This window comes from Psychrobacter proteolyticus (assembly GCF_039762275.1).
In the GTDB taxonomy this organism is placed as follows: Bacteria; Pseudomonadota; Gammaproteobacteria; order Pseudomonadales; family Moraxellaceae; genus Psychrobacter; species Psychrobacter proteolyticus_C.
Genome location: NZ_JBDLOB010000001.1, coordinates 465,020 through 490,197, shown reverse-complemented (window position 1 = coordinate 490,197; position 25,178 = coordinate 465,020). Strand labels below are relative to the sequence as shown.

The 25,178-nt window shown below is 43.4% G+C and carries 18 protein-coding genes; 11 read left to right on the top strand and 7 right to left on the bottom strand.

The features are described from left to right. Positions 1-40 precede the first annotated feature (40 nt). The 3 genes from ABFV72_RS01935 to ABFV72_RS01925 form a co-directional block, all read right to left on the bottom strand. Positions 41-1,015, bottom strand: coding sequence for an XdhC family protein (locus tag ABFV72_RS01935; RefSeq protein ID WP_347162146.1), 975 nt, complete (start codon positions 1,013-1,015; stop codon positions 41-43). Beyond that, positions 1,008-3,581: a xanthine dehydrogenase molybdopterin binding subunit gene (gene xdhB, locus ABFV72_RS01930; protein ID WP_347162144.1), complete on the bottom strand. Its 2,574-nt coding sequence runs from the start codon at positions 3,579-3,581 to the stop codon at positions 1,008-1,010. The genes ABFV72_RS01935 and xdhB overlap by 8 nt, the downstream gene beginning before the upstream one ends. A gap of 95 nt (positions 3,582-3,676) precedes the next feature. Next, positions 3,677-5,395 (bottom strand): xanthine dehydrogenase small subunit, encoded by a 1,719-nt coding sequence (locus tag ABFV72_RS01925; protein ID WP_347162142.1) that lies wholly within the window; start codon positions 5,393-5,395, stop codon positions 3,677-3,679. Positions 5,396-6,074: 679 nt separating this feature from the next. Between ABFV72_RS01925 and ABFV72_RS01920 the strand changes: the two genes are divergently transcribed. Continuing rightward, on the top strand, positions 6,075-6,200 hold the full coding sequence (locus ABFV72_RS01920; RefSeq protein WP_347162140.1) for a hypothetical protein: 126 nt from the start codon (positions 6,075-6,077) through the stop codon (positions 6,198-6,200). A gap of 111 nt (positions 6,201-6,311) precedes the next feature. On the opposite strand, the gene ABFV72_RS01915 is transcribed toward ABFV72_RS01920, so the two are convergent. Continuing rightward, on the bottom strand, positions 6,312-6,929 hold the full coding sequence (locus tag ABFV72_RS01915; protein WP_347162138.1) for a flavodoxin family protein: 618 nt from the start codon (positions 6,927-6,929) through the stop codon (positions 6,312-6,314). Between the two features lie 698 nt (positions 6,930-7,627). On the opposite strand from ABFV72_RS01915, the gene ABFV72_RS01910 reads away from it, so the two are divergent. Continuing rightward, positions 7,628-8,881, top strand: coding sequence for a YeeE/YedE family protein (locus ABFV72_RS01910; protein ID WP_201547338.1), 1,254 nt, complete (start codon positions 7,628-7,630; stop codon positions 8,879-8,881). Between the two features lie 235 nt (positions 8,882-9,116). Here ABFV72_RS01910 and ABFV72_RS01905 read toward each other — a convergent pair whose 3' ends face one another. Beyond that, complete coding sequence (locus ABFV72_RS01905) at positions 9,117-9,995, bottom strand: polyphenol oxidase family protein (protein WP_347162136.1); 879 nt, start codon at positions 9,993-9,995, stop codon at positions 9,117-9,119. Between the two features lie 40 nt (positions 9,996-10,035). Continuing rightward, positions 10,036-11,115, bottom strand: coding sequence for an RluA family pseudouridine synthase (locus ABFV72_RS01900; protein ID WP_431192065.1), 1,080 nt, complete (start codon positions 11,113-11,115; stop codon positions 10,036-10,038). 905 nt (positions 11,116-12,020) lie between these two features. Between ABFV72_RS01900 and ABFV72_RS01895 the strand changes: the two genes are divergently transcribed. From ABFV72_RS01895 to ABFV72_RS01865, 7 genes are all read left to right on the top strand, one after another. Continuing rightward, positions 12,021-13,202, top strand: a complete 1,182-nt coding sequence (locus tag ABFV72_RS01895) for an outer membrane protein assembly factor BamD (protein WP_347162134.1) — start codon at positions 12,021-12,023, stop codon at positions 13,200-13,202. Positions 13,203-13,341: 139 nt separating this feature from the next. Continuing rightward, positions 13,342-15,543 (top strand): DNA primase, encoded by a 2,202-nt coding sequence (locus ABFV72_RS01890; protein WP_347162132.1) that lies wholly within the window; start codon positions 13,342-13,344, stop codon positions 15,541-15,543. A 529-nt stretch (positions 15,544-16,072) separates the two neighbouring features. Beyond that, positions 16,073-17,995 (top strand): RNA polymerase sigma factor RpoD, encoded by a 1,923-nt coding sequence (gene rpoD / locus ABFV72_RS01885; RefSeq protein WP_347162130.1) that lies wholly within the window; start codon positions 16,073-16,075, stop codon positions 17,993-17,995. A gap of 383 nt (positions 17,996-18,378) precedes the next feature. Beyond that, positions 18,379-18,822, top strand: a complete 444-nt coding sequence (locus tag ABFV72_RS01880; protein WP_347162128.1) for a MarR family winged helix-turn-helix transcriptional regulator — start codon at positions 18,379-18,381, stop codon at positions 18,820-18,822. 16 nt (positions 18,823-18,838) lie between these two features. After that, a complete protein-coding gene (locus ABFV72_RS01875; RefSeq protein ID WP_347162126.1) occupies positions 18,839-19,633 on the top strand; it encodes a siderophore-interacting protein in 795 nt (264 codons plus the stop codon). 30 nt (positions 19,634-19,663) lie between these two features. After that, positions 19,664-20,194, top strand: a complete 531-nt coding sequence (locus ABFV72_RS01870; protein ID WP_347162124.1) for a DUF2798 domain-containing protein — start codon at positions 19,664-19,666, stop codon at positions 20,192-20,194. Positions 20,195-20,684: 490 nt separating this feature from the next. Further along, on the top strand, positions 20,685-20,993 hold the full coding sequence (locus ABFV72_RS01865) for an ArsR/SmtB family transcription factor (RefSeq protein WP_101204781.1): 309 nt from the start codon (positions 20,685-20,687) through the stop codon (positions 20,991-20,993). A gap of 272 nt (positions 20,994-21,265) precedes the next feature. Here ABFV72_RS01865 and ABFV72_RS01860 read toward each other — a convergent pair whose 3' ends face one another. After that, a complete protein-coding gene (locus ABFV72_RS01860; RefSeq protein WP_347162122.1) occupies positions 21,266-22,765 on the bottom strand; it encodes a SulP family inorganic anion transporter in 1,500 nt (499 codons plus the stop codon). Between the two features lie 613 nt (positions 22,766-23,378). Between ABFV72_RS01860 and ABFV72_RS01855 the strand changes: the two genes are divergently transcribed. Continuing rightward, the gene (locus tag ABFV72_RS01855) at positions 23,379-24,338 is read left to right on the top strand and encodes a bestrophin family protein (protein WP_347162120.1); all 960 of its coding nucleotides are present in this window, start codon (positions 23,379-23,381) and stop codon (positions 24,336-24,338) included. A 535-nt stretch (positions 24,339-24,873) separates the two neighbouring features. Then, the gene (locus ABFV72_RS01850) at positions 24,874-25,164 is read left to right on the top strand and encodes a YbeD family protein (protein WP_057762424.1); all 291 of its coding nucleotides are present in this window, start codon (positions 24,874-24,876) and stop codon (positions 25,162-25,164) included. The last annotated feature ends 14 nt before the right edge of the window (positions 25,165-25,178 follow it).

Sequence of the window (25,178 nt, the reverse complement as noted above, 5' to 3'; positions counted from 1 at the left end):
GTTTTGATAAAAAGTATAAAAGTTATATGGAGTGAACCGTTCAAGAAATAGCTTGATGATACTGCTGCAGGAGCTGTGCCACGATAGAAACCGCCACCGCCATCGGCTCTTTTCCGCCAATTTGCAATCCAATTGGCATGACCAACTGATTGACCAGTTGCTCACTGTAGCCACGCTGAATCAAACGATCTCTAAAACGCTTGGCTTTGGTTGCCGAGGCAATGCAGCCTATGTAAGGTGCTGAAATATCTGAGCGTTTATCATGAGGTGAGCTAGTATCAGAAATAGTATCTAATGCCGCCCGTACTAACTCAAAATCAACACTATGGTCATGGGTCATAACCAGAATAAAACGCTGACCACCCTGCTCGATAAATGGGCGCACAAAATCTACAGGCTCATCATCGATATGCGGACGGATATGCGCTGGTAAGCTATAAGGTTTGGATTGATTAGTAGTAGATTCATCAACTAAGTAACGCTTAAACATCTCTGGGCGACTGTCCACCCAATCTACCTGACAAGGTAGCTCAGCGAGGATGGTCATTAGCGCTGATGCCACATGTCCTGCACCAAACACTAGTACTGACATCGGCGGCGTTACATTGAAGCATTCGAACATAACGGTGACGCTACCACCGCAACACTGTGCCAACTTCGCACCTAGCGGATAATGCTTAGTATAGACAGAATCACGGCGCACCGCTTTAGAAGGTGGTATTAACGTGCTTTCACTGTCAGTTTCAGCGACTTTTGATTTTGCTTCTTTTGATACCGTTGCCGCTATTTCACCATTCAATAGCTGCCGTGCCGTATTGACAACGTCGTGCTCTAGACCGCCGCCGCCTAGCGTATCCACGATACTATCTTGCGTGACAATCATTTTTGCCTGTAGCGCTCGAGGAGCAGATCCATTCACAGCCACGACCGTCGCCAACACGTGAGCGATGCCGCGCTGCTGATATCGCGCTAGACCTTCATACCAAACGACTGGCGGTGCTAACGACTCATTCACTGTGCGCAGGACCTCTTGCCCCTGCTACATTCGGATGCTCTATCGCGTTAGGCTGGTTATCGGTTTGTTTGCCTTCGACTTCTTTTGGATCGATATCTTTGGCATGACGTACGTCTTGTGGCATTGCTTTTTCGTTGAATAGATCACTGTTCTCTTCTGCGCCTTTGACTAAACTATCAACCGTATCTGTATCTACTTTAGTTTTTAAATCCCACGACGTGCCTTGCATACGCATGACTGCTTTTAATACCGCTTCTGGCGTCGCAGGCATGGTCAGTTCTGGATTATTTTTATAATCACCAAGGCTAGCCACTGCATTATTAAGGGCACACCAAACACTGGCTGCCAACATAAACGGCGGCTCACCAACGGCTTTAGAGTTATAAATCGTTTGTTCTTCGTTTTTGCGATCATACAATTTGACATTCCACTGCTTAGGCAAGTCATGCGCAGTTGGGATTTTGTAATTGGCAGGACTATCAGATGCGAGCTTTCCTTTATCATTCCAGATTAGCTCTTCTGCCGTGAGCCAACCCATACCTTGCACAAAACCCCCTTCAATCTGACCAATGTCAATGGCAGGGTTGATCGATTGTCCTGCATCATGCAGCACATCACAGCGTAGTACTTTGTACTCACCTGTCAACGTATCAATCTCTACCTCAGCGCAGGCAGCGCCTAAGGCAAAGTAGAAGAACGGACGTCCCCATGCTTTAGAGCGATCATAAAATATCTTAGGCGTTTTATAGTAGCCAGTAGACGACAAGCTGATACGGTTCTGGTACGACAGTTGAATCATCTCAGCAAAAGTCAGTGTTTCTTTATCGCCGATATAGACGTGGTTTTTTTCAAAGCGTATATCTTCTTGCGCTACGTCGAAATGCTCAGCAGCAAATTCAAGTATACGCGCTTTGATATTCAAGCAAGCGTTTTGAGCTGCCTTACCATTGATATCTGTCCCTGATGACGCGGCGGTTGGTGAAGTATTAGGCACTTTGTCGGTACGCGTCGCTGATACTTTGACCGTGTCCAAATCAACGTCAAATTCATTGGCAACAATTTGGGCGATTTTAATATATAGCCCTTGCCCCATCTCCGTACCGCCGTGATTGAGGTGGATACTGCCATCGGTATAAATATGTACCAATGCGCCTGCCTGATTAAGCGTCTGCACCGTAAATGAAATACCGAATTTTACTGGCGTTAAAGCAAGACCCAGACGTTTATCACTGCCTTCAGCGGCAGCTTTTTGATTGGCTTCTAGGATTTGCTGACGGCGATCGTCATAATCGCAATCATCTGCCAACTTAGTCATGATGGCGGCCAAATCAAAATGCTCAATAGTCTGACCGTAATGCGTGCTTTGACCATCTTGATATAAGTTTGCCAAGCGTACTTGCAATGGATCTTGCCCCAGCGTATAGGCAATATGGTCCATCATATATTCAGCAGTCATCAGACCTTGCGGACCACCAAATCCTCGATAAGCAGTATTGGATACCGTATGCGTCTTGCAGCGATGACCTGCCACATGAGCAGCTGGATAATAATAGGCATTATCACAATGGAACATCGCCCTATCGACAATGGCATCAGACAAATCTGGCGCATAGCCACACAAGCCAGCTAGTTGCATGTCTACGCCCAATATACGACCAGACTCGTCTAAACCAACCTCATAACGGTTGGCAAACTCATGACGCTTACCCGTCACCACCATGTCATCTTGACGATCTAGACGCATACTGACTGGAACGTTATGACGTTTGGCGATGATACCGCATAGACATGCCCAAGCAGCGGCTTGCGTTTCTTTACCACCAAACCCACCACCCATACGGCGCACGACTGTGTTTACCGCATGAAATGGCAGATCTGTCACTTCGGCGACCAGCTGCTGTACTTCGCTTGGATGCTGTGACGACGTGTACACTTCTAGCCCGCCATCGTCACAAGGCACTACATAAGACACTTGGCCTTCGAGATAAAAGTGCTCTTGCCCGCGCATATGAATATGACCTTCAATGCGAATCGGTGCGTTCTCAAGCGCAGTCGCCGCGTCACCACGCTTCATAAAATGACTCGGACGCACAAACAACTCTTGCTCTAACGCTTTATCAATACTAAGTACTGCTGGCAATGTCTCATATTCTACCACTGCCTTAGTAGCCGCTTTTTTGGCAGCGCGATGGCTGGTCGCCACCACCACGAATAGCGTCTGACCCACATACTCTGTGATGTCATCCACCATCAGTGGCTCACCGTCGAACACCGCACCGATATCCGTCTGCGCCGGTAAGTCTTTAAAACTTAAGACATCTACCACCCCATCCGCATCTCTAACAGCGCTCAAATCCATACTCAGTACACGTGCATGAGCGTGGCTGCTTTTACCTACTGCCAGATGTAGCGTGCCTTGCGGTTTTGCAATATCATCCACATAAGTCGCCGTCCCCATGACATGGCTAATCGCACTATCATGCTTCGCCGAGGTACCAATTTTGTTTTTTGGCGGACGCACGCGGCGGATACTATAACTGTCAAATAAGGACGAATGATGGCTCATGGCGGATCTCTTCTATTAGGACGCTTTTATTAATGCTCTTTTATTCTTGGCAAATATAACGATAAGGTGGTATTAGCAATTTACAACTCTGCTAATTAAGCAGTCTCAGTCTGTCTACCTGCTACCAACTGCTTACCGCACTTCACCAACAGACGCTGTACCACATGTGAGCGATATTCACGGCTGGCTCTAACATCAGTCATAGGCGTAACGTCTGCAGACAATACTTGTGATGCTTGCTCAAAACTCGCAACTTCAGCCGCTTGCCCAATGAGCGCTTGCTGACAGGTTGTGGCTAATAACGGTATGGCAGCCATGCCACCAAGCCCAAGCCTTGCATCCTCTATCGTCATGCCATCTACTGACACATCGATTCGCGCAGCCAATAGACACGCTGAAATATCATCCTCATAACGTTTGCTAATTTTATGAATAAATAAGTGCTGATTGTCATGCATCAGAGGAATATGGATAGCGACTACGTAACTGCCTGCTTGCAGTTTGGTCTTTTTATAATCTAAGAAAAATTCTGATAAAGGTATAATCTCATCCGTATAAACCGAATCACTATTATCTAAATCATTACCTGACTCTTTAGAATTAGAAGCACAATGACGCAAATGAATTGACGCATCTAACGCCAATAAAATCGGTGGCAAGTCACCAATCGGCGACGCGTTGGCTATATTGCCGCCGATGGTGCCCATATTACGAATTTGCGGAGAGGCAATGCGCTCAAATACTTGCGCGAAACTTGGAAAATACTGCTCAAGTACAGGCAACATCTGCTGATAGCTCATGCCAGCACCTAGTACTAGTGATTGGCTAGGAGCTTGCTCGTTATCTGACCCTTCATCGCTTGAGTCAGACTTTGTGTCAAGTAATGACCATGACTTTAACGCCTCGACAGCTGAGAGCTGGATAATGACCTCGTGATCAACCAAATGCTGGGTTACGCTCAATCCCAAATCCGTACCGCCTGCCCAAATCGTTGCCTGTGGATTGGCCGCTAATACCTGATTAAGCTCATCTAGTGACTTGGGCATATATAACTGTCGCCCAGCATCACTGATTGCAGGGGCAATAGCTTTCGACTCTGCATTGTTTAATTTAGTTTCAGCTGGCACATGTTCAGAGACTATCGACTCTTTTGTACTTGCCATAGCATCTGTTGCGAGACTGATCGTCAAGTCTTTCACCGCTGACTGCTCCGCCTCTCTCTGCTGACCGATATCGCTCATCAGTAGACCAGCTTCGATAATTGGCCTGTACCCTGTGCAGCGGCATAGGTTGCCAGATATTGATGCAACCACTTCATCATAGCTTAGTTGCTTGGCATCGTTCTGACTTGCTGTCTCTTGACTTGTCTGCATACGATTGTTTTCGTAAACACAAGCTAGCGACATTACAAACCCAGGCGTACAAAAACCGCACTGCGATCCGTGACATTCAACCATCGCTTGCTGTGCTGGATGCAGCAAAGCACGTTCTGGATGATGCTCAGGATTATCTGCCAAGTAAGAAGCCGTCATCAGATGATGACCATCCATAAGCGACACTAGCGTAATGCAGGAGTTGATCGTATAGAACGGTGGCGTAGCATTTTTTTCGTCGCCATTTTCATCATTAAGCGCTGACTGGTTAGCGTTAGGCAGGCGCTGAACCATCACAGTACAGGCTCCGCAATCACCACTACCACAGCCTTCCTTCGTATCCATTTGGCCTTCATGCAATCGTAGATACTCAAGCACCGTCGTATTAGGGTTAAGCTGGGTTAGCTCGTGGCGTTTCCCATTTAAGTAAAAACTAATCATAGCAAGACTCGGCTAAAATAAAATAATGAAGATAAGCATAAGGCTTAAGGAGTTTGACGGCTTAAATGCTGAAAGTAAGCACTTGGTTTACATCATGCTGCAACCGTTCAAGTACGGTTATTCTGTTTTATTTGATAATACATTCTTAAGAGATAAAAAATCAGCACATCGCGCTTTTTAATATCAGGTAAGCTGGTTGCAAATATCAGCAATCATCGAACAATTTTGTTAGAAAAATCGTACTATAGGACACTTGACTATTTGGTCAGCTTTCAACATATTATCACTATTCTTATTTATAACACAACCCGTTAAAATGCCTATAGCTACTATCGAATAGTTGGCAAATAATTGATGAATACCTTAAATCTAAGGGAATATCTATACGGTTTATAGATTTTATTCATTACTCAGCCACTCAAAACTAGACGCTGTTTTTATAAGTAGCTTTAATCTTATACATGATAAATCAAACGAGGCGTTAGATAAGCCGTACTATAAACAGCGAGATAGTCTGCGTAAGAACAGTACCGAATATATATATCGCCTTTAAACTGCTATGAACAGCTGATTTTTATATATAATGTCTGCAAATAAGCCCGACTCTTCACTACTATTATTTCTAATGATGAGTAATCGTGAGATGTTGTTGGGCTAGAATCGTTTTTGAGATATTACTATGAAGTCATTCGCCTTTACCTATTTGCTAGTAGCAACGATGCTATTAGGAGGTTGTCAATCGTTCCAATTTGTTGACAGTCCTATCCCCGTGAATCCTGCCCCTACTAAGATTGCCGCTCCATAAAGCAGCCTTGCTATTAATAGCACTGATCGCTCAATAAAAATTGGCACAAAAAAAGCAGACATCGACAATGTCTGCTTTTTTATTCGATCGCTCTGTCGGTTCTAGCTGTTTTTATAGCTTAGTGTCAGTTGGTTGATGCTTAATAATCGTTTTGGCCAGATGATCACCAAACCAAATAGCAGTATCAATATCTCCTGAACCTGGTGTCTCTTCAGGTGGCCCATCAAGCGACTGAGTCATCAATCCCAAAAAGCTAGACAGACGGTTCAAATCATGACTCTCATGACCTGTCGGCATCAATGGCAGACCAATCCAATTCATACCATGTTGCATCGCATATAGAGAAATCTGCTGCAATACAGCAAGTTTATCACCGCTCAGGCCGCCCGAATTGGCAAACGCTGCTGCCCATTTACCCTCCCATTTACGATGATACCAACGCTTAGACGTCTCATCCATAAAGGTCTTAAACTCAGCCGTCACGCTACCCATATACACTGCGCTGCCGAAAACCAGCAAATCTGCCTGATCTAAGTAGTCCCAATCAACATCATAAACATCGACAGCCTTGGCTTGCGCGGCTGGCAATTGCTGATGCGCACCTTGTACTATCGCCTCAGCGACACGCTTGGTATGACCATAATTACTATGGAAGATAACAGCGATTGAGACATTAGGCGTGTTATCAGTAGGTGTAGAGGTTTCAGACGATTTAGCAGGTGTATTCATACGTACTCTAATAATAAATAATTGGTTGAATATAAAACTTATAAAATATTGGATACTTAGCCACAGTCGATAGCTAGTGACTTCACTTTCACTGATAAGTACTTATCGATAGATCAAACTCTCGAACTATCAGGCGATACAACAGAACCAAGCAACGCTTCGTTTAGTCAATCTAATTGGCAGAAATATCAATGACGATGGAGCAATCGCATAGTCTCTATACGTCAGCGTATACATACCAGTATATATGCGATGAACTTCATTGAATTCAAGTCCATTGTATCAGACGTATTTTTGTTTTTAAGTTATTTATTAAAGTCTGGCTAATCAGAGCACATATACTTTTAATATATTTTTTAGAAATAGGTAAATCGCATTAACTGATAAAATAGTAAAAATCACTCTTTGATAACTGATAAATCTATAATTATCAGTATTATAGATAATCATTAACATAAGGTCATATACACAGTAGTCCATTTATTCCATATCATCATATACTAATTCTATTTCTTCTAATCTCTCCGTATTTACATTAATGACAATAGGATTATGATGTAACGCTTCTTACTGCTTAACCAAATCAATCGAATTAACAGAAATACAGTTTTCAATTCTGCAAACCTGCGCAATTATACTCATATAAATTCTTATAAAAATGATATCTGATAACATCATCGGATAAGGAAGCTATTACCTTGACTACTCTCGTTCAACCTGTAAACGACACAAAAGATCCTATCATTAGAGATGATCTGGCCTTAAATGCACCGCAAAAACCCTTAATTATGGGTGGTGGTATCGTAGGATTGATTGTGCTTGCGTATCTATTAGCCACTCAACACATCTCTCAATCATTGCTACTTGGCATAGGTCTTTTGTTAGGCTATACCCTTTTTCATGCCCGCTTTGGCTTTACCTCTGCTTTTAGACGTATGATGGCAGTGGGCAACGGTCAAGCGATGCGCTCTCACATGCTGATGTTGGCAGTTGCTGTTACGCTATTTGCACCAATCCTTGCTTATGGCACGACGTTATTTGGCGGTCCTGTCGCAGGTTATGTCGCGCCATTAGGGGTCAGTCTAGTCGTAGGCGCGTTTGTATTTGGTATCGGCATGCAACTTGGTGGCGGCTGTGCCTCTGGTACGCTCTATGCGGTAGGCGGTGGACGCTCTGTTATGTTCATCACCTTTATTTTTTTCATAGTGGGCGCCACGATTGGTGCTTATCACTTGCCATTCTGGACAGAAGAAATGCCCGCTTATGCGCCTTTCTCTTTGGCAACCTCTACAGGTCTTGGCTATACAGGAGCGTGGCTGGTGTCGCTTGCTATATTCGGCATTATCGCATGGGTGACGTTAGTCGTTGAGAAAAAAAGAAACGCACCGAAGATGGCACCTGTACCTTCTGAGTCTGGTTGGAAACGAATCTTTCGTGGTTCTTGGCCGCTATTTGCTGCCGCAATCGTCTTAGCTTTACTTAACGGTCTAACATTACTTACACGCGGTCAACCGTGGGGTATTACGTCAGCATTTACATTATGGGGCTCTAAAATTGCAAGCGGCTTTGGCATGGATGTGGCTAGCTGGGGCTATTGGCAAGGGGCTAATGCAGCGGCGCTTGAGGCTTCTATATTTGCAGATTCGACCACTGTATTAAATATCGGCATTATCATTGGCGCGTTTATCGCCTCTGCTGCGGGTGGTTTGTTTAAGTTTACTAAGATTACTGCTGGTAACTTTGCAGCATCGGTCATTGGCGGATTGATGATGGGGTACGGTGCACGTCTCGCGTTCGGTTGTAATATCGGCGCTTACTTTGGTGGTATCGCTTCTTTTAGCCTACATGGCTATATCTGGGGCATACTGGCAATGGCAGGTACGTTTTTGGCACTGTATTTACGTCCTCTATTTGGCTTATCGGTACCAAAATCTAGCGACTCCGTTTGTTAATACATATAGTGTACTAATACAGACCTTATGTTAATAAAAATGTAGCACTCAAACAAAAAAACAGCAGAATAATCTGCTGTTTTTTTATTGTTTATCACTTCGTTTCCACTACCCATTATTATATAGCCAAAGAAATCTAAAACAGCTACAAGGCAGCCGACCGTAGATTGTACATATAGTACATCTAGGGAGGGTAACACCGTAGCGGTTTAGTAGTTCGCTGACTATAAAGCTGCTAACGACGGACGATGACTAGTGCCATCCGACCTGTGGCAGGCTGCTGCATATGAGTCTGGCGGCGATACGAGTAATAGTGAGTATCAGCGTAACTACAATCAACAGGCAAGTCATTCACAACTGTAGCACCAGCAGCTTCTAACTGCATGGCAGCAAGCTTTGGTAAATCCAACTTTATCTTGTCGTCATAAGACGATATAGAAAATAGCGACACAAAGTTATCGATTTCCGTTTTTGGCAACGTCTGATTGGCTATACACCCAGATAATAGCTTATCGCGAACGTCTGTATTTACTTCATAGTTTCCCTGACTGATACAAACGCCTATCCAAGCTTGTATAGGGCCTGAATCAGTAAAGCGATTAACAGTCTCTTGTATCACACCGCAGGCCAATCCTTGCCAGCCTGCATGAATCGCTGCGATTTTACCACTGGTTGGCTGATATAACACGATAGGTACACAGTCCGCCGTCATGATTGCCAGACCGCGACCACTTTGTTGACTGACCATCGCATCAGCAGACAGTGGCGCCATATTCAACGTAGTAGCATCGACATCATGAATATGTTTACCATGAACCTGACTGACCCAATGTAAGCGATTAATAACCGCATGCTGCTCATTCTGTGCAGACGTATCTGTCAGTTGCTTATTGATAGCAGCCAATAGACTCATGCGGTTATCTAATACTTGCTGTGCATTATCATTGACATGAAGGCCTAAATTCAGCTCACCGTAATTTGACTGACCCTCAAACCCTGTATGCTGGTTTTTAGCAGCAAAGTCATCAATATTACCAAATGCAAAAGCTGCCGTCTGAAAAACGGCCACATCATCAATTTGCGCAATCATCGTCATCGGGAACGTGTTCGTCATGGCTGCTCGCTCTCACCTCTCATCTAGTAAACGTTAGCGTTTACTCTTCATAATAACCGTCGCTTAGTACGGCCATCAGTTTTTGCATGTCTTCAGGTAGTGGCGTCGTTACTTCAATGTCCTCACCTGTCGTCGGATGCACAAACCCTAGCGTATAGGCATGCAATGCTTGACGTGGGAAATTATTGATAGCTTGGCGCTGAGCTTCTGTCAATCCAGAACGCAACTGACGACGGCCACCATAGACACGGTCACCGACTAGAGGATAAGTAATGTGACTTAAATGCACACGAATTTGATGCGTACGTCCAGTCTCAAGCCCGACATCTAGCAGACAGTAGTTTTCGTTCAATGGCGTGACATTTAGTAGATGCGTTACCGCTTCGCGGCCAGCGGTCATTACCGTCATTTTAGTACGCTGATTGCGATGTCGACCAATCGGCGCATCGATACGACGATGACGAGATAAACTTGCTTGGTCCCCTGCCACCACACACTTATAGTGACGATAAACAGACTTGTCTTTTAGCTGTTCCATCAGTGCCATCTGAGCAGGTTTGGTTTTGCCAATCAATAGCAACCCAGAGGTGTCTTTATCAATACGGTGCACAAGACCTGCGCGCGGTAAATGATGCTGCTGAGGATAGTGATATAGCAATGCATTGACCAAAGTGCCGTTTTGGTTACCAGCGCCTGGGTGAACCACCATACCGACAGGTTTATTAATTACCAATACGTCGTCATCTTCATAGACAACATCGATATCTATGTTTTCTGGTTGGTCTTCGCCATGCTGCTGTAACGTCGTTGATAGATGCAATACGTCATCTGCTTTGACACGGACTTTCGGTTTTTGAACACTGCCGTTATAGAGCAGACTACCATCAGTAATCCAGTTCTGGAGTTGTACACGCGAAAAGTCCGAAAACGCTTGTGAGGCGACCTTATCAATACGCAGACCAGCTTGATCTTCTGTGACCACATGCGTCATGTCTACAATCACTGGTACAGCTTGTCCCGCTACTGGAGCTTCATCGTCGTCGCCGTCCATATCGCTGTCATCAATATCATTATCATCAATGTCGCTATCGTTCAGATCATTACCATCATCGGTGAGCATCTCTTCATTATCAAGCGCATCATCATGCACTTGCTCATTTGTAATTGTTTGATTATCAGGTAGCTCATTATTGTTCAAAACATCATTTGGCATTGGTGACTCTTGTGCTGATGAATCAGTATCTAGCGATTGATTCGGTGATAAATTGGTAGTCATGGCATCATTATTCATAGCGCATTGATACATGGCAAAGTCCCTGACAGTGTTGTGTGAGGTGACTTCGAAGATAGTATTATAAATATCAGTATAAAAAATTGTCGTTTTTTTATTATAGTCTTTGCCTATAAATGGCAGATAACCACCTTTAAGGTACAAAAAAGCAAAGACAATACTGCTCTAGTGTATCATGTCGCACGCATAAGCCCTATAGAAGCTGCATGCTATCTGTTAATTTTTGAGCATACCTTTGGGCTGTAAGATGCCTCGCTTAACTCTCTAGAACATGACATTGCTGTAATTTACTGTATATTTACTCATGCTAGCGACATTCGATATCGCTCGTAACAGCCGCTCATGTTAAACTGCCTATACAATATAGATGGCGAAAAAATAGACGTAGCAAATGTTATTCTATAAAGTATAGCCATGTTTTGCTGTATGCTATGGCACTGTATGCGAATGCCGTATTTAGATACAGTATAAAAATAGCATTGAGTTTTGTTGACCGTGTTTGCCATTTAAGCCGTTTGATTATGGTTGAATGCATGTGGTCTATGACTGACTTACTATACAAGCGCTATACATCAAACCCAATCTATCAGTACAATACGTCATAACAAAAACTGCATTCGATAAAAAATTTTTGCTGGTGGATCGCTGACTATTTAGCGTCGTTTTTTATCACTAACCTTTTATATAGCATGATAGCGCCGCTGCTATTATGCGTCTTGTGTCGGAGAAGAAGTATGCAAGCTGTTGGCAATACGTTTATCAAACTGTCCTCAATAACCCTACTGGCGCTTAGCGTCAACCTAGTGGGTTGCCAGACTTTCAAAAATCTAACTGGCGCCAAAGATGGTGAGGCAGTAGAAACAGCTGAAAAATCAGAGCAAGGATATTATAACGAGGCCGTCAATCAGATTGACAAAGGTCACTATATCCAAGGTATCGAAGAGCTGACCAATCTGCGCACATTCTACCCAACCGGACAGTACGCTGAACAAGCCTTGCTTGATATGATGTATGCACAATACGAAGGCGATAAGTATGAGATGGCGGCGGCAAGTGCTGAGCAGTTTATCCGTCTGTATCCGTCTAACCCCCAAGTCAGCTACGCCTACTATGTGCGCGGCGTTGCCAATATGGAAGGTTCATCTGAAAGCCTAAAGTTATTTAAACTGAACCAAGCTGAGCGTGATACCGCTTATTTGCGTATTGCCTTTGCCAATTTCCAAGAGCTTATCAATAAATATCCAAACAGCCCATATGCGCCAGATGCCGCTCAGCGTATGACGTTCATCTATAACCAGTTTGCTGAGAGCGAAATGAGCGCGGCCAATTGGTATATCGAGCGTGAAGCTTATGTAGCAGCGGTCAACCGTGCCAAATGGGTATTCCAGTATTACCCGCTGAGTGAATCAACCCCAGACGCTCTTGCAGTACTAGCCTATAGCCATGAAAAACTTGGTCTAACCGATTTGGCCAATGAATACAAAACGCTGTTGCAGATCAACTACCCAGAAATGCTAACCAGCAACGGTAGTGTGAAATTAAGCACCAAACGTGATCGTACTTGGCTCAACAAGATTACCTTTGGCAAGCTTGGTCGTTCGAACACGACTGACAAATCAGTCGCGTCTGGCGAGTATAACGGCGCAACTAAGACACAAATGATTCGTAATGCAGCCCAATTGAGACTAGCAGGGACTAACACGACGCCTGCCAATACTCCAGTCACCAATAGTGCTGCTGCGCGTAATGGTATTAGTGTGGGCTTAGGTCTGCCTGAAGCGTCAGCTGAGCGCGTGACCAGTCAATCAAGTACTGGCTCGACTGCAAGAGAAGCCAACGTCGATCCATTAAATACCAATCCAACACGTCGCACTACGCTAAATGACGACAGTGTGAGTGATATGGATAATAATTGATTACGTGAATTCTTTTAGCCTAACTAACACAGTCTGTATTCATTGATAATAAGGTCAACATTATGTTGGCCTTATTTTTCTAGCAGTATCTTATTACCTCTGCCCCAATATAATCGACCTATGGTAAACTGTTTTTTGTATGAGCATTCCTAACCATATTCTTGAACAACTAAATAGCCAAGCTGACCTGATCAGCATCATTGGCAAACACACCACGCTCAAACGCGCTGGTAGTGAATATAAAGGCTGCTGCCCTTTTCACGGTGAAAAATCGCCTTCCTTTTATGTTAATCCACAAAAAAACATCTATCACTGCTTCGGCTGTAGCGTCGGTGGCAATGCCATCAGTTTTTTGCGTGATTATGAAAATTTGACATTTATTGAAGCGGTCAATGAACTATCAAAACAAACAGGCATCGAAGTACCGAAAGAAGAACAGCAAAACGTTAGTTATCAACGTCGCGCACCCAAACCTATTGCACCGCCGCCTGTGCACAATGTGCCCAGCCCAACTGTAGAACATAGCAAAGTAGGTCAAGACGGTACAAATCAAGACAACCATCAAAAAAATGTTACCCAAAGCGACCAAAATTATATAGAGCAGCCTAGTTACGAGGACAATCAAGGCTACGATGACAATCAGGGCTACGAGAACTTTCCACCATTAGAGGCGTATGATTCAGCACCCTATTCAATGGACTCGTATTTCTCAGAGCCGTATTCACCAAACCATGCAGATGACAGTGGCTATCCGCCAGCATGGCTGACAGATACCGATACTGGCACTGGTATGCAGGACGCTCATGGTATTGAGCAAATCGCTGATAAAGATGGCAACCTGTATGAACTACTAGAGCAAATCCAGCAGTTCTATCAACACAATTTGACCACGCATCCCCATGCCAAGCACTACTTTTTATCACGCGGTATCACCGAAGACATCTTTGAGATTTTTGGTCTTGGCTATGCACCATTTGGTTGGCAGCATCTTGAGCATCAATTTCCGCAGGATATTGAGGGTCTAAAAGCCTTAGGATTGGTACGTCAGTCAGAGTCTGGCCGCGACTACGATCTATTGCGCGACCGAGTCATCTTCCCAATTCGTGATAACCAAGGCCGTACTATTGGTTTTGGCGGTCGGGCACTCGATGACGAAGTAAAGCCTAAATATATTAACTCCTCAGACTCGCCCGTCTTTCATAAGCAGCATGTACTATACGGCTATTATGAATCACGTCAGCAGCGTGCAGACAGTTGGCTAGTGGTCGAAGGTTATATGGATGTGATTGCCCTTTATCAAGCGGGTATCTATGGGGCAATCGCCTCGATGGGCACAGCGATTAATGAAAGCCAAATATCGCGTCTACTGACACTAAATCCAACGCTTACTTTGAGCTTTGATGGAGATAGCGCAGGACAAAAAGCCGCTTGGCGTACACTTGAAGTTGCCCTGCCTGTATTGGCCGACGACAAAGAACTGCGGTTTTTAACCCTGCCGAACAATCATGATCCTGATACTTTTATTAAGAGTCAGGGCAGCGATGCCATGCGTGAGCAAATCGCTAATGCCATGCCGCTATCACAGTATATTTTTGCGTATTTGAGCGAGCGTTATGACATGAGTCTGGCTGAAGGCAAAGCCAAGCTTATGTCCCAAGTACGATCATTGACGACCGCCTTGCCCAAAGGCAGTAGCTTTCGCTATTTGCTTAACAATGACGTTTATCAAAAGCTTGGCGGTAAACGCAGTCAGAATGTCGAGGCCAAAGATGCGCTGCTAGACTTTGATGGTGATATGACCATCAGTCAGCAATTGCAGCTTTGCTTTTTGTTTCAGCCGCGCGCGTTAATTGACGACCCTATTGAGTCGATTTGGCAACAGTCAGGGATTAATGGCTTACACCTACCTGCTCATATCAAACAAAAAGCATCGCCTGATACCCTGCGTCCGCTTGCGTGGGAAGACTTGCAAGATGCTGCTCTGCTAGACATCGTAAGCACGATCAAGCGCTGTCTTAATTACCTACCAAAAGACGTCAATGCAGCGGCGCATTTTATCTTATCGAACGTAAAACCTGCGACCCAAGACATGCTCAGCCGTAATTGGGGCGGCTTCTATAAGGCGCTAACTGCGCGCAATATCTTGGGGCTTGATGGCCTAATCGAAGAGCTAGTCAGCCAGCTGCTTGAGCGCAACATGAAGAAAAAAATACAAGAGCTGATACAGAACCCTGATCATATTAAGCTTGCGATCGTCCGCAAACAAACCCAATTATTGAATGATTGGCTACGGGCACAGCAGGCAGAGCAATCTGCCCAGATGGTCACTGTACAGTCTTAATGTTTAATTTCAAATGTTGACCCTTTAAAAGTCTAGCAGCTGCCCCCACTACTAATGATTATGCCCAGTAGCATGAGTCGCTCCAAAATCATTTAGCTGATGGCAAATAATCAGTAAAAAATGGTTGGTAGCTATCACTAGCTCGTGCTTGACGACTGTGGTCTGTGTTAAACTGTGTCGCTGTATATTGACAGCACTGCTTGGTGAATGATTGTGAGCATGCATCGTTAAGCACAAATTTTAGGTATTATTTTTACGTATCAGCTTTTAGATACTATTTTTGAGTATTAAATTTTAAGTACTGTATTTTTTAAGTACCATATTGAAGTCTTTTTAGCTTTTCTAATTTTTGGCTGTTTATCAGCATTGTTATTGTAGTGTTTTGAGCCTTTATTCATATCAACTCATTTTTGATATTATTGACAACCTCTACGCCATATTTTGATCAATCGATTGATAAGATCAACGCAAAGAGCGAGCGATAGCGAGTCACAATATAAAAATGTCCGATGCAAGTAAGCGAGTATTTATGAACGATAAGTCAGTTTCTAAGTCCACATCTCAACTGGCCACCTTAATCCAAATGGGCAAAGAGCAAGGGTATCTTACCTACGCTGAGGTGAATGACCAGCTGCCCGACTCTATTACCGAAAGCGATCAGATCGAAGACATTGTGCAAATGCTGACCGATGTCGGTATCAAAATCTTTGAATCAGCTCCTGATGCCGATGACATCTTGATGAACGATGATTCAAGTGATGATGATATGGCAGCAGATGAGGCAGCGGCAGTACTCGCCTCTGTTGAAACCGAGCCTGGTCGTACCACTGACCCTGTACGTATGTATATGCGTGAGATGGGTACGGTTGACCTACTGACTCGCGAAGGCGAAATTGCTATTGCTAAGCGTATCGAAGAAGGTATTCGTGATGTACAGCATGCTATGGCTTATTGGCCTGGTACCGTACAGTTTGTCCTTGACGAATATGAAAAAGTACAAGATGGTGAAAAGAAACTCTCTGACGTCATCACTGGTTTCCTAGACCCTGAGACCGAAGAAGACAAAATCGCAGCCCAAGAAGCAAAAGAAGCGGCGAAAGAAGAGCGCGAACGCATCAAAGAAGAAAAGGAAAACCCACCGGTTATCAAAGCCAAGGTCAATGCGAAAGCAGCTGCACTTGATGATGATGAGGAAGACGAAGACGACGTTGAAGAAGAGGCCGAAGAAGAAACCAGCGGTCTTGACCCAGAAGAAGTTCGTTTACGTCTAGAAGAGATCGAGCATCTATTTATCAAAGCCAAGCAAGCATTGATTGATTATGGTCGTGGTAGCGTACAGGCTGATACCGCGTATGCCCTACTTGCTGAACGCTTTATGATGCTAAAGCTAAACAATCGCTTGTCAGACCAAGTTATGGCTATCATGCATGACGTCTACGACGACGTGCGTAAGCAAGAGCGTCAAATCATGCGTTTGGTGATTCGCCGTGGTCGTATGCCGCGTGAAGAGTTCCGTAAGACCTTCCCTAGCAATGAAACCAACGTTGATTGGTTGATTGAACGTATCAAAGGTAAGCCTGCATTTGCTGGTACGCTAGAAAAAGTCACTGATGACGTAATTTTGTTACAACGTCGCATCCGTGATTACGAGCAGCAGCTCGACATGAAAATCCACGATATGAAAGATGTGGCACGTCGTATGGCGGTTGGTGAAGCAAAAGCTCGCCGCGCGAAAAAAGAAATGGTTGAAGCTAACCTACGTCTGGTTATCTCTATCGCCAAAAAATATACTAACCGTGGCCTACAGTTCTTGGATCTTATCCAAGAAGGTAACATCGGTCTGATGAAAGCCGTTGATAAATTTGAATATCGCCGTGGTTATAAGTTCTCGACCTATGCTACTTGGTGGATTCGTCAGGCGATTACCCGCTCTATCGCTGACCAAGCGCGTACCATTCGTATCCCTGTACATATGATTGAGACGATCAATAAAATTAACCGTGTTTCACGTCAATTGCTACAGGAAATGGGTCGCGAGCCAACACCTGAGGAATTAGGCGAACGCTTAGAGATGGACGAAGTTAAAGTCCGTAAAGTGCTGAAGATTGCTAAAGAACCTATCTCTATGGAAACCCCTATCGGTGATGATGAAGATTCACATCTAGGTGATTTCATCGAAGATGGTACAATCTCAAGTCCTGTGGATGATGCGACGGCTGCTGGTCTACAAGAAGCGACGCGTGATGTATTGGGTAACCTGACGGAGCGTGAAGCACGTGTCCTAAAAATGCGTTTCGGTATCGATATGCCAACGGATCATACTTTGGAAGAAGTCGGTAAGCAGTTTGATGTAACGCGTGAGCGTATTCGTCAGATCGAGGCAAAAGCATTGCGTAAATTGCGTCATCCATCACGTTCTGAGCACTTGCGCTCTTTCCTTGAAAATGACTAAATTTTCAGAGAAATACTGAGCCTAGCTAATAGGTTTCAGATAGCTGTTAAAAATAAAAAAGCTGAGTATATCTCAGCTTTTTTTGTGCCTGCTTTTTAGTTCTAGAATTTATTAATCACTGTGTTTATTAATTACAATTTTTTTAATTGCAAAGCTGTTTAATTATAAATCTTCTTAATTACAAAACCTCCTAGTCATAAAATCCTTCAATCTAAGAGCTCCTCGTTCAATATACACCCCTATTTTCTTGACCTTCTACTGTCTTCTCTTATTCAAAATTACCTAACTGTAGATACAGACGCTCTTTCAGAAACCACTTTATAGTTGACACTATCAACCTTATTCTATATAGTTGCTTCTATCAACTATATCAAAGAGTTTTTATGTCTAACAATTCATTGAGCGAAACACTACATCAATTAATGCATACCTATACCAACCTGCTGCTAGAAGGTATTCGCCAGCAAGGTGTCGAGTTGTCAGTGACCAATATCAGAACCTTAAAAGGCGTTTGTTATAACCCAAATAGCACTGCGCTATCTATCTCTAAACACATGCAGCGAGACAAAGCCCAAATCACCCGCGCCTTAAATGACCTATTGGCGGCTGAGCTAATATTAAAGACAGACAACCCGCTTGATGGTCGCAGCCAATTACTACAGCTGACCCCTAAAGGTGAAGAGGTTATGACAAAGCTTGATGCAGCAGAAGAATGGACAAGACAGCAATTAACGAAAGATTTAAGCCTCGTAGAGATTGCGTTATTTTTCCGTGTCAGTCGCACCATGATAGACAACGTTGGCAGCAGCAAGACTACCGATAAATAAGTAAGGACAGATCCGTATGAATAACACAATAAATCAAAAACCAGTACGCGAGATCATGACCGTGGCTCACAAGCAAATGATTACTCCGCACTACATCCGTATATACCTCACAGGGCAAGCAGATACTATTGCCAATATCGCGACCATGACAGTTGGCGCAAACAATAAAGTACTTATCCCTGTCGATAAAGCTCAGCCAATTGACCTAAATGACAATACTACATTCGTTGTCCGCACTTATACTCACCGCGGCGCTGATGTGGCAAAACAACAGATCTGGATTGATTTTGTCGCTCATGGTGACGAGGCCCCTGCTTCAGGCTGGGCCACTCATGCTGAGGTTGGCGACGAGATTGGTATCTTAATGAAGCCTAAAACCAAAGCCCTTTGTCCCGATGCAGATAATTTTCTACTGATTGGCGATGCCACAGCGATACCAGTGCTAGGTTCAATATTAGAAAGCTTGCCTGCCAGTGCGACTTGTCAATGTATCATCGAAGTGCATGGTACAGAAGATGAGCAAGAATTGCCGACAGCGGCCAATATCACCATGACATGGTTACACAACCCAGATCCAACGCAAGGCAGTCAATTAATCGACACAGTAAAATCTCTCGATTTGCCAACTGCAGAGCAGAGACGTTTTGCTTATATCGCTAGCGAATTCTCATCTGTCAAAGCCCTGCGACATTACCTAAAAGTCGAGCAACAGTGGTCTAAAGACGAGCTATATGCCTTTTCTTACTGGAAAGCAGGTGTTGCAGAAGACCAATCTGTAAGCGATCGACAGGCAGAAAAAAACACCGACTAATCAAACGCTCTTTATGATAGGAAAATAACGATGGCTCCAAATACTATGCCAGTAAATACCGAGACCCTGCTCATTGATGGTAATAAAAATAGTGGCGCTAAGAATGATGGCACTAAAAAAACACCGTTGCTCTACAAAGTGTTGTTAATACTTGCCTTAATGACTGTCATAGGTGGTCTCTTAACAGGTGTGATGACCTATATGAATGTCGGATATTCCGATACATTTTTTATAGACTGGTCTAGAGCGCTACTGGCAGCGTATGCGATCATGCCGATTGGCTTCTTACTGATGGGTCTGGTCACAAAATTCATCAATCACAAGCTACCTAATACCAAAGCGTACAAGCGCAATCTCATCACAGGTATATTAATGGCTTGTATAATGGAATCTATGTTGGCCTTTAGTACTGCCTCAAAGACGATTGGTTTTGCTAATCAAACAGCATTTTTAAACGGTTGGTTAGAAGGGTTTCTAGTTGCATTACCAGTAGGATTGACGTTAATGGTCATCGTTTCTATGACTATTAAACCAAAAATTGAGGCATTTCTAAAAAGCTAAGATATCACAACTATGCTTAATAAAATTTAAGAACATAAAGCATTAAGGGCGTGTTGAATATTCAACACGCCCTTGTCATGTCAGAAGCTTTCTAATACTATTTTACTGCTGGTTTGGCAAAGAACTAACGTGTATTTAATAAGTCAGTCGTAACAACGTTTAGTGTTAAGTTCGATTTGAAACAGTCTTTTTTTGCCCGTCATATATTATTACTATTCGACAATATTCCGATGACTAGACAGTACAACTGTCATAATTAATCTAGTTTTGGCTGTATACTCTACTGTTATAGAAACGTATAGTCAGAATATAAACGCTAGTTATAAGCAGTATCCTACTAGTAGCCGTTTATTTGTATATAGTTGGCACATTGGCGGTAAATAGATTCTACTCCGCTTTAGTATTGATACTCATAATGAGTAAGCTAAAAATCTAATGTTCCACTCTGACAGTTGTTGATTATTAACTAGGTATCGATATCACACATTTTATGAATACAGAAAACATAATATCTGCACTTAACAACCCCATGCGTCGTCAAATCATAAAGTGGTTGAAGGACAGATCAAACTTCCCAGCGTCATTACCAGAGCATGCTAATTTGGATGGGGTATGCGTCAGCTACATCCAAGAAAAAGCTGGATTGTCGCAATCAACCATTTCAAATTATATGGGTGTGTTAAAAAAAGCAGGATTGGTTACGTCCGAACGCCATGGACAATGGACGTTTTATCAACGTCATGAAGCTAACATCGAAGCATTTCTCAATGAAGTTGAAAAAGAGCTGTTGAAGCTTTAAAAATTTCTCATAATCTATAGAGCTATTTTTCTTTGCTACAAAACATCTAGATATTTCAATATAACGATTAATTATCTCCATACTGCATCATCCAGACCAGTTACTTCTTCCCTTCTAGCTATCCCTTCTCTTCTGCCATCCTATTAGCTTGTAAAAACTTTATCCATAATGGAATATAGTCTCCTAATCAGGTTTTAATTTGCATAAAAAAAGCCAAGGTACACTCAGCTTTTTTATCCTTATCAGTATAATACTATTAATACGTAGCTAAATTAATGCGCGCCTAAACTTTGCTCAGCATCTGGCTTATCATGCACACCGAAATTGTCTATCATCGCTTGGCTCGCCTCGTTCAAACCTATGAGCTCTACTTCAGTGCCTTCGCGGCGAAATTTAATAATCACTTTATCTATGGCAGCGACTGCTGTCACGTCCCAAAAATGCGCGCGCGACACGTCAATGACCACGTTAGAGACAGATTCTTTAATATCAAAGGAGTCAATCATACGCTCTGCTGATGAGAAAAATACTTGGCCATCAACTTGATAATAACGCGTTTGCACTGCTTCATCCATGTGACTATGCACACTCATATAGCGCTCAATCTTATTGGCAAAGAACAATGCTGATAGCAGCACACCAATCAATACGCCATAAGCCAAGTTATGCGTCGCGACCACCACAGCAACGGTCGTAATCATAACCACATTACTTTGCAGCGGCTTGGTTTTTAGCTCTTTAAATGAACCCCAGTTAAAAGTACCGATAGACACCATAATCATCACAGCGACCAATGCGGCCATTGGAATAATCTTTAACCAATCACTTAAAAACACCACCATCAATAATAAAAACACGCCTGCCACTAAAGTAGAAAGACGTGTATAACCGCCTGATTTGACGTTGATGATCGACTGACCAATCATCGCACAGCCTGCCATCCCCCCAAAAAAGCTACTAACCACATTGGCAATACCTTGGCCTTTGCACTCTTGCGTACGGTCGCCTTTGGTATCGGTCAGATCATCTACGATCGTCATGGTCATCATAGACTCAAGTAAGCCAACTATCGCTAGACTAATAGAATACGGAAAAATAATAATCAATGTATCTAAGTTCAATGGGATATCAGGTATCAAAAACATCGGCAGGGTATCAGGTAGCTGGCCCATGTCATTGATGGTTCGCGCCTCTGCACCCAGTAAGATGGCTATAGCCGTGACTAGTACAATACTGACCAATGGCGATGGAATCACTTTACCGATCTTTGGGATATATGGATAGCCATAGATAACGACGAGACCTAGCGCCACCAGACCATAAACATGTACTAGGTTTGAACCTGCCTGCGGCATCAGCTCAGGAACCTGTGACATAAAAATCAAAATAGCCAAGGCATTGATAAAGCCCAGCACCACAGATTGCGACACATATTTCATCAGATTCCCCAGCTTTAAGAAGCCAAAGATAATCTGTATAACACCTGTCAGCACACTGGCTGCTAACAAATACTGCAATCCATAGTCTTTGACCAGTGTGACCATGAGTAGCGCCATCGCGCCAGTTGCCGCTGAAATCATCGCTGGACGTCCACCGACGAAGGCAATCACTACCGCGATACAAAATGAGGCATAAAGGCCTACTTGGGGATCAACACCAGCGATGATAGAAAACGCAATTGCTTCAGGAATAAGCGCTAAAGCGACGACCATGCCAGCTAGGACATCGCCTCTCACATTGGCTAGCCAATGTTCTTTAATCGTATTTAACATGTTTAACTCAGTTTTTTAGGAACTGCTATAGTCTGCCAATACACAACGTATCTAACAAATATCTAGGAGAGATATAAGGAACATCTAACATGAAAAGTCTGACACATCTCTATCTAGGCACATTGCCAATCAAATAATAAATATAAAAATGTGAACTGTCATCGTTAGCGAGTTATTGTCATAACTTACTTTATTAGTTTAATCTTAATGATCTAATCGATACATCGAATAATGATACAAACATTAAAGCAGTGCATATGCACAAGAAAAAGCGTCAGACGCTTTATGAGATTCATTGCTGTCGAGAGCAATGTTTACTGAGGAGGAGTAGAACTAGGGTGGCGTAGTCATCTTTGTGGTAACAGCTTTTATAGAGTTAAGAAATGATATTTGGCGTTATTTTAACATACATAAAGTAGATTAATAAAAACATCGCCCTTTTGGCGAGGATTCAACTCCTTTAGCTATCCCAATGACCGAGCTTAAGTAACCACCCTACTTCTTAGTTTGAATAAATTTATAGCCTTTTGGGCTTTACAGAACTCGTTTCTATATTAGAATCACACGAGACATTGAATAGTGTCTCCATATACCCCATCGCTAGGAAACTGACATGATTGTCCGGCAAACGCCCAATGCCCTTAAGATATTTTTTACCCTGCGTGGATCAATCATTCCAAAAATCTATCCGCAAATTTTGCTGATTACTATTCTTAGTACGCTTATCACGATTATCCAGCACTGGCTTCCTGACTCGTTTCCCTATTATGGTATGGCAACGTTTACCTTGCTTGGAATCGCCTTATCGTTATTTCTTGGGTTTCGAAACAATGCCAGTTATCAGCGTTGGTGGGAAGCGCGCGGACTATGGGGTCAGCTGGTATATGACTCTCGTAGCTTAACGCGCCAAGTGCTGTCTTTTATAGATGAGGACGATGCGACTGGTATAGAAGATGGCGAGGATAACAATGCAACTGGACGCGATACTCAGCGAACAATGGTATATCTGACCATTGCTTTTGCCCATGCGGTGCGCCACCGATTGCGTGGTACGCCACCTTGGGCGGATATCGAGCCTCTTGTCGCAGCAATACATTATGACCGTATGCGCCAAGCGAAAAACGTACCTGATTATATAATGCGCCTGATGGGTAAGCAGCTTAGCGATATTCGGCGTCGAGGACTGGTATCGGAGCAAGTCATACAAAACATGGACGAGCGCCTGACCTCTATGACAATTGTACTGGCAGCTTGCGAGCGCATTCATAATACGCCACTGCCCTTTGCTTACATGCTACTGGTACATCGAACGACCTATCTGTATTGCATTATGTTGCCCTTTGGCTTGGTGGCATCACTCGGTTGGGCGACCCCATTAATTTGTGCGGCGATTGCTTATACCTTTTTTGGTTTGGACGCACTTAGTGAAGAGTTAGAAGAGCCTTTTGGCTTGGCGGCCAACCAGTTACCTCTAACTGCCTTGTCACGCACTATCGAGATTAATCTAAGAGAAGCATTGGGAGAGACGGATATTCCGCCTGATATCACTCCTATCAATGGTTATTTGCAGTAGTTTTTATTAACAGCTATTAACAATAGCTAATTCACCTACTATTTCTTGATAGGACGGACTAAATACAGACTTCACTTGAATAATCACCCATAGACCACTATAAACAGTGCATATATTCTCTGCCTAATATAGCCATTCCACTATAAAAGTATGACAGCGTTAACCTCGCTTGAAGTATCACAGTTACATCTACACTCGGTTGCCTTGTACTACTTTTAAATTGAATCGACTATAGTTTGACTGATTTAAGTGCCACTGATGTCCACACTGAGCCTGTCTCAGATTTTGGCGTTATGATTTTGGCATGATTTGAGCAGATGTCTGACTAACTGAATGTCTATAGCAGCGATTTTCGAATGACTTAATGTTAGTTACTTACTACTAATGACTGATTAATTTTTTCCTATTTACCTATATAAGCGAGGCTCATATCATGAGTGATGATTCAAAAGACAACAACGACAACAGCGCAAATAACCCAACCAGCAATCAGCCATCAGTTAAAGTCACTGACCTGACGCCAAATAAAGGCGCATTGGTAGGCAAAAAGACCGATATTCAAAACCCAGAGCTTTGGGAGTTCCCGATGAACTACCCACTAAGCATCATCGGTCATGAAGGCGAGCGTGAGAGCTTGCTTAATGAAGTGAAGCTAATTTTGGGTAGCCAATTCCCTGATTTTGATTTGGCGTCTATCGAAGTTAAGCCATCTAAAACAGGTCGTTTTCACTCGGCACGGGTCAATTTGTACCTAACGGCTGCTGAGCAAGTAAACGCGCTTTATGCCTCACTTGATAATGCAAAAACGGTTCGTATTGTTTTATAAGTGGCATAAAAAAC

Excerpts from the sequence above, each read along its gene's own strand:
- ABFV72_RS01900 (WP_431192065.1), bottom strand. The coding sequence starts at position 11,115 with ATGCTCACCGATGATGGTAATGATCTGAACGATAGCGACATTGATGAT.
- ABFV72_RS01855 (WP_347162120.1), top strand. The coding sequence starts at position 23,379 with ATGATTGTCCGGCAAACGCCCAATGCCCTTAAGATATTTTTTACCCTG.
- ABFV72_RS01920 (WP_347162140.1), top strand. The coding sequence starts at position 6,075 with ATGAAGTCATTCGCCTTTACCTATTTGCTAGTAGCAACGATGCTATTA.
- ABFV72_RS01860 (WP_347162122.1), bottom strand. The coding sequence starts at position 22,765 with ATGTTAAATACGATTAAAGAACATTGGCTAGCCAATGTGAGAGGCGAT.
- rpoD (WP_347162130.1), top strand. The coding sequence starts at position 16,073 with ATGAACGATAAGTCAGTTTCTAAGTCCACATCTCAACTGGCCACCTTA.
- xdhB (WP_347162144.1), bottom strand. The coding sequence starts at position 3,581 with ATGAGCCATCATTCGTCCTTATTTGACAGTTATAGTATCCGCCGCGTG.
- ABFV72_RS01905 (WP_347162136.1), bottom strand. The coding sequence starts at position 9,995 with ATGACGAACACGTTCCCGATGACGATGATTGCGCAAATTGATGATGTG.
- ABFV72_RS01865 (WP_101204781.1), top strand. The coding sequence starts at position 20,685 with ATGAATACAGAAAACATAATATCTGCACTTAACAACCCCATGCGTCGT.
- ABFV72_RS01880 (WP_347162128.1), top strand. The coding sequence starts at position 18,379 with ATGTCTAACAATTCATTGAGCGAAACACTACATCAATTAATGCATACC.
- ABFV72_RS01890 (WP_347162132.1), top strand. The coding sequence starts at position 13,342 with ATGAGCATTCCTAACCATATTCTTGAACAACTAAATAGCCAAGCTGAC.
- ABFV72_RS01925 (WP_347162142.1), bottom strand. The coding sequence starts at position 5,395 with ATGATTAGTTTTTACTTAAATGGGAAACGCCACGAGCTAACCCAGCTT.
- ABFV72_RS01915 (WP_347162138.1), bottom strand. The coding sequence starts at position 6,929 with ATGAATACACCTGCTAAATCGTCTGAAACCTCTACACCTACTGATAAC.
- ABFV72_RS01875 (WP_347162126.1), top strand. The coding sequence starts at position 18,839 with ATGAATAACACAATAAATCAAAAACCAGTACGCGAGATCATGACCGTG.
- ABFV72_RS01870 (WP_347162124.1), top strand. The coding sequence starts at position 19,664 with ATGGCTCCAAATACTATGCCAGTAAATACCGAGACCCTGCTCATTGAT.
- ABFV72_RS01895 (WP_347162134.1), top strand. The coding sequence starts at position 12,021 with ATGCAAGCTGTTGGCAATACGTTTATCAAACTGTCCTCAATAACCCTA.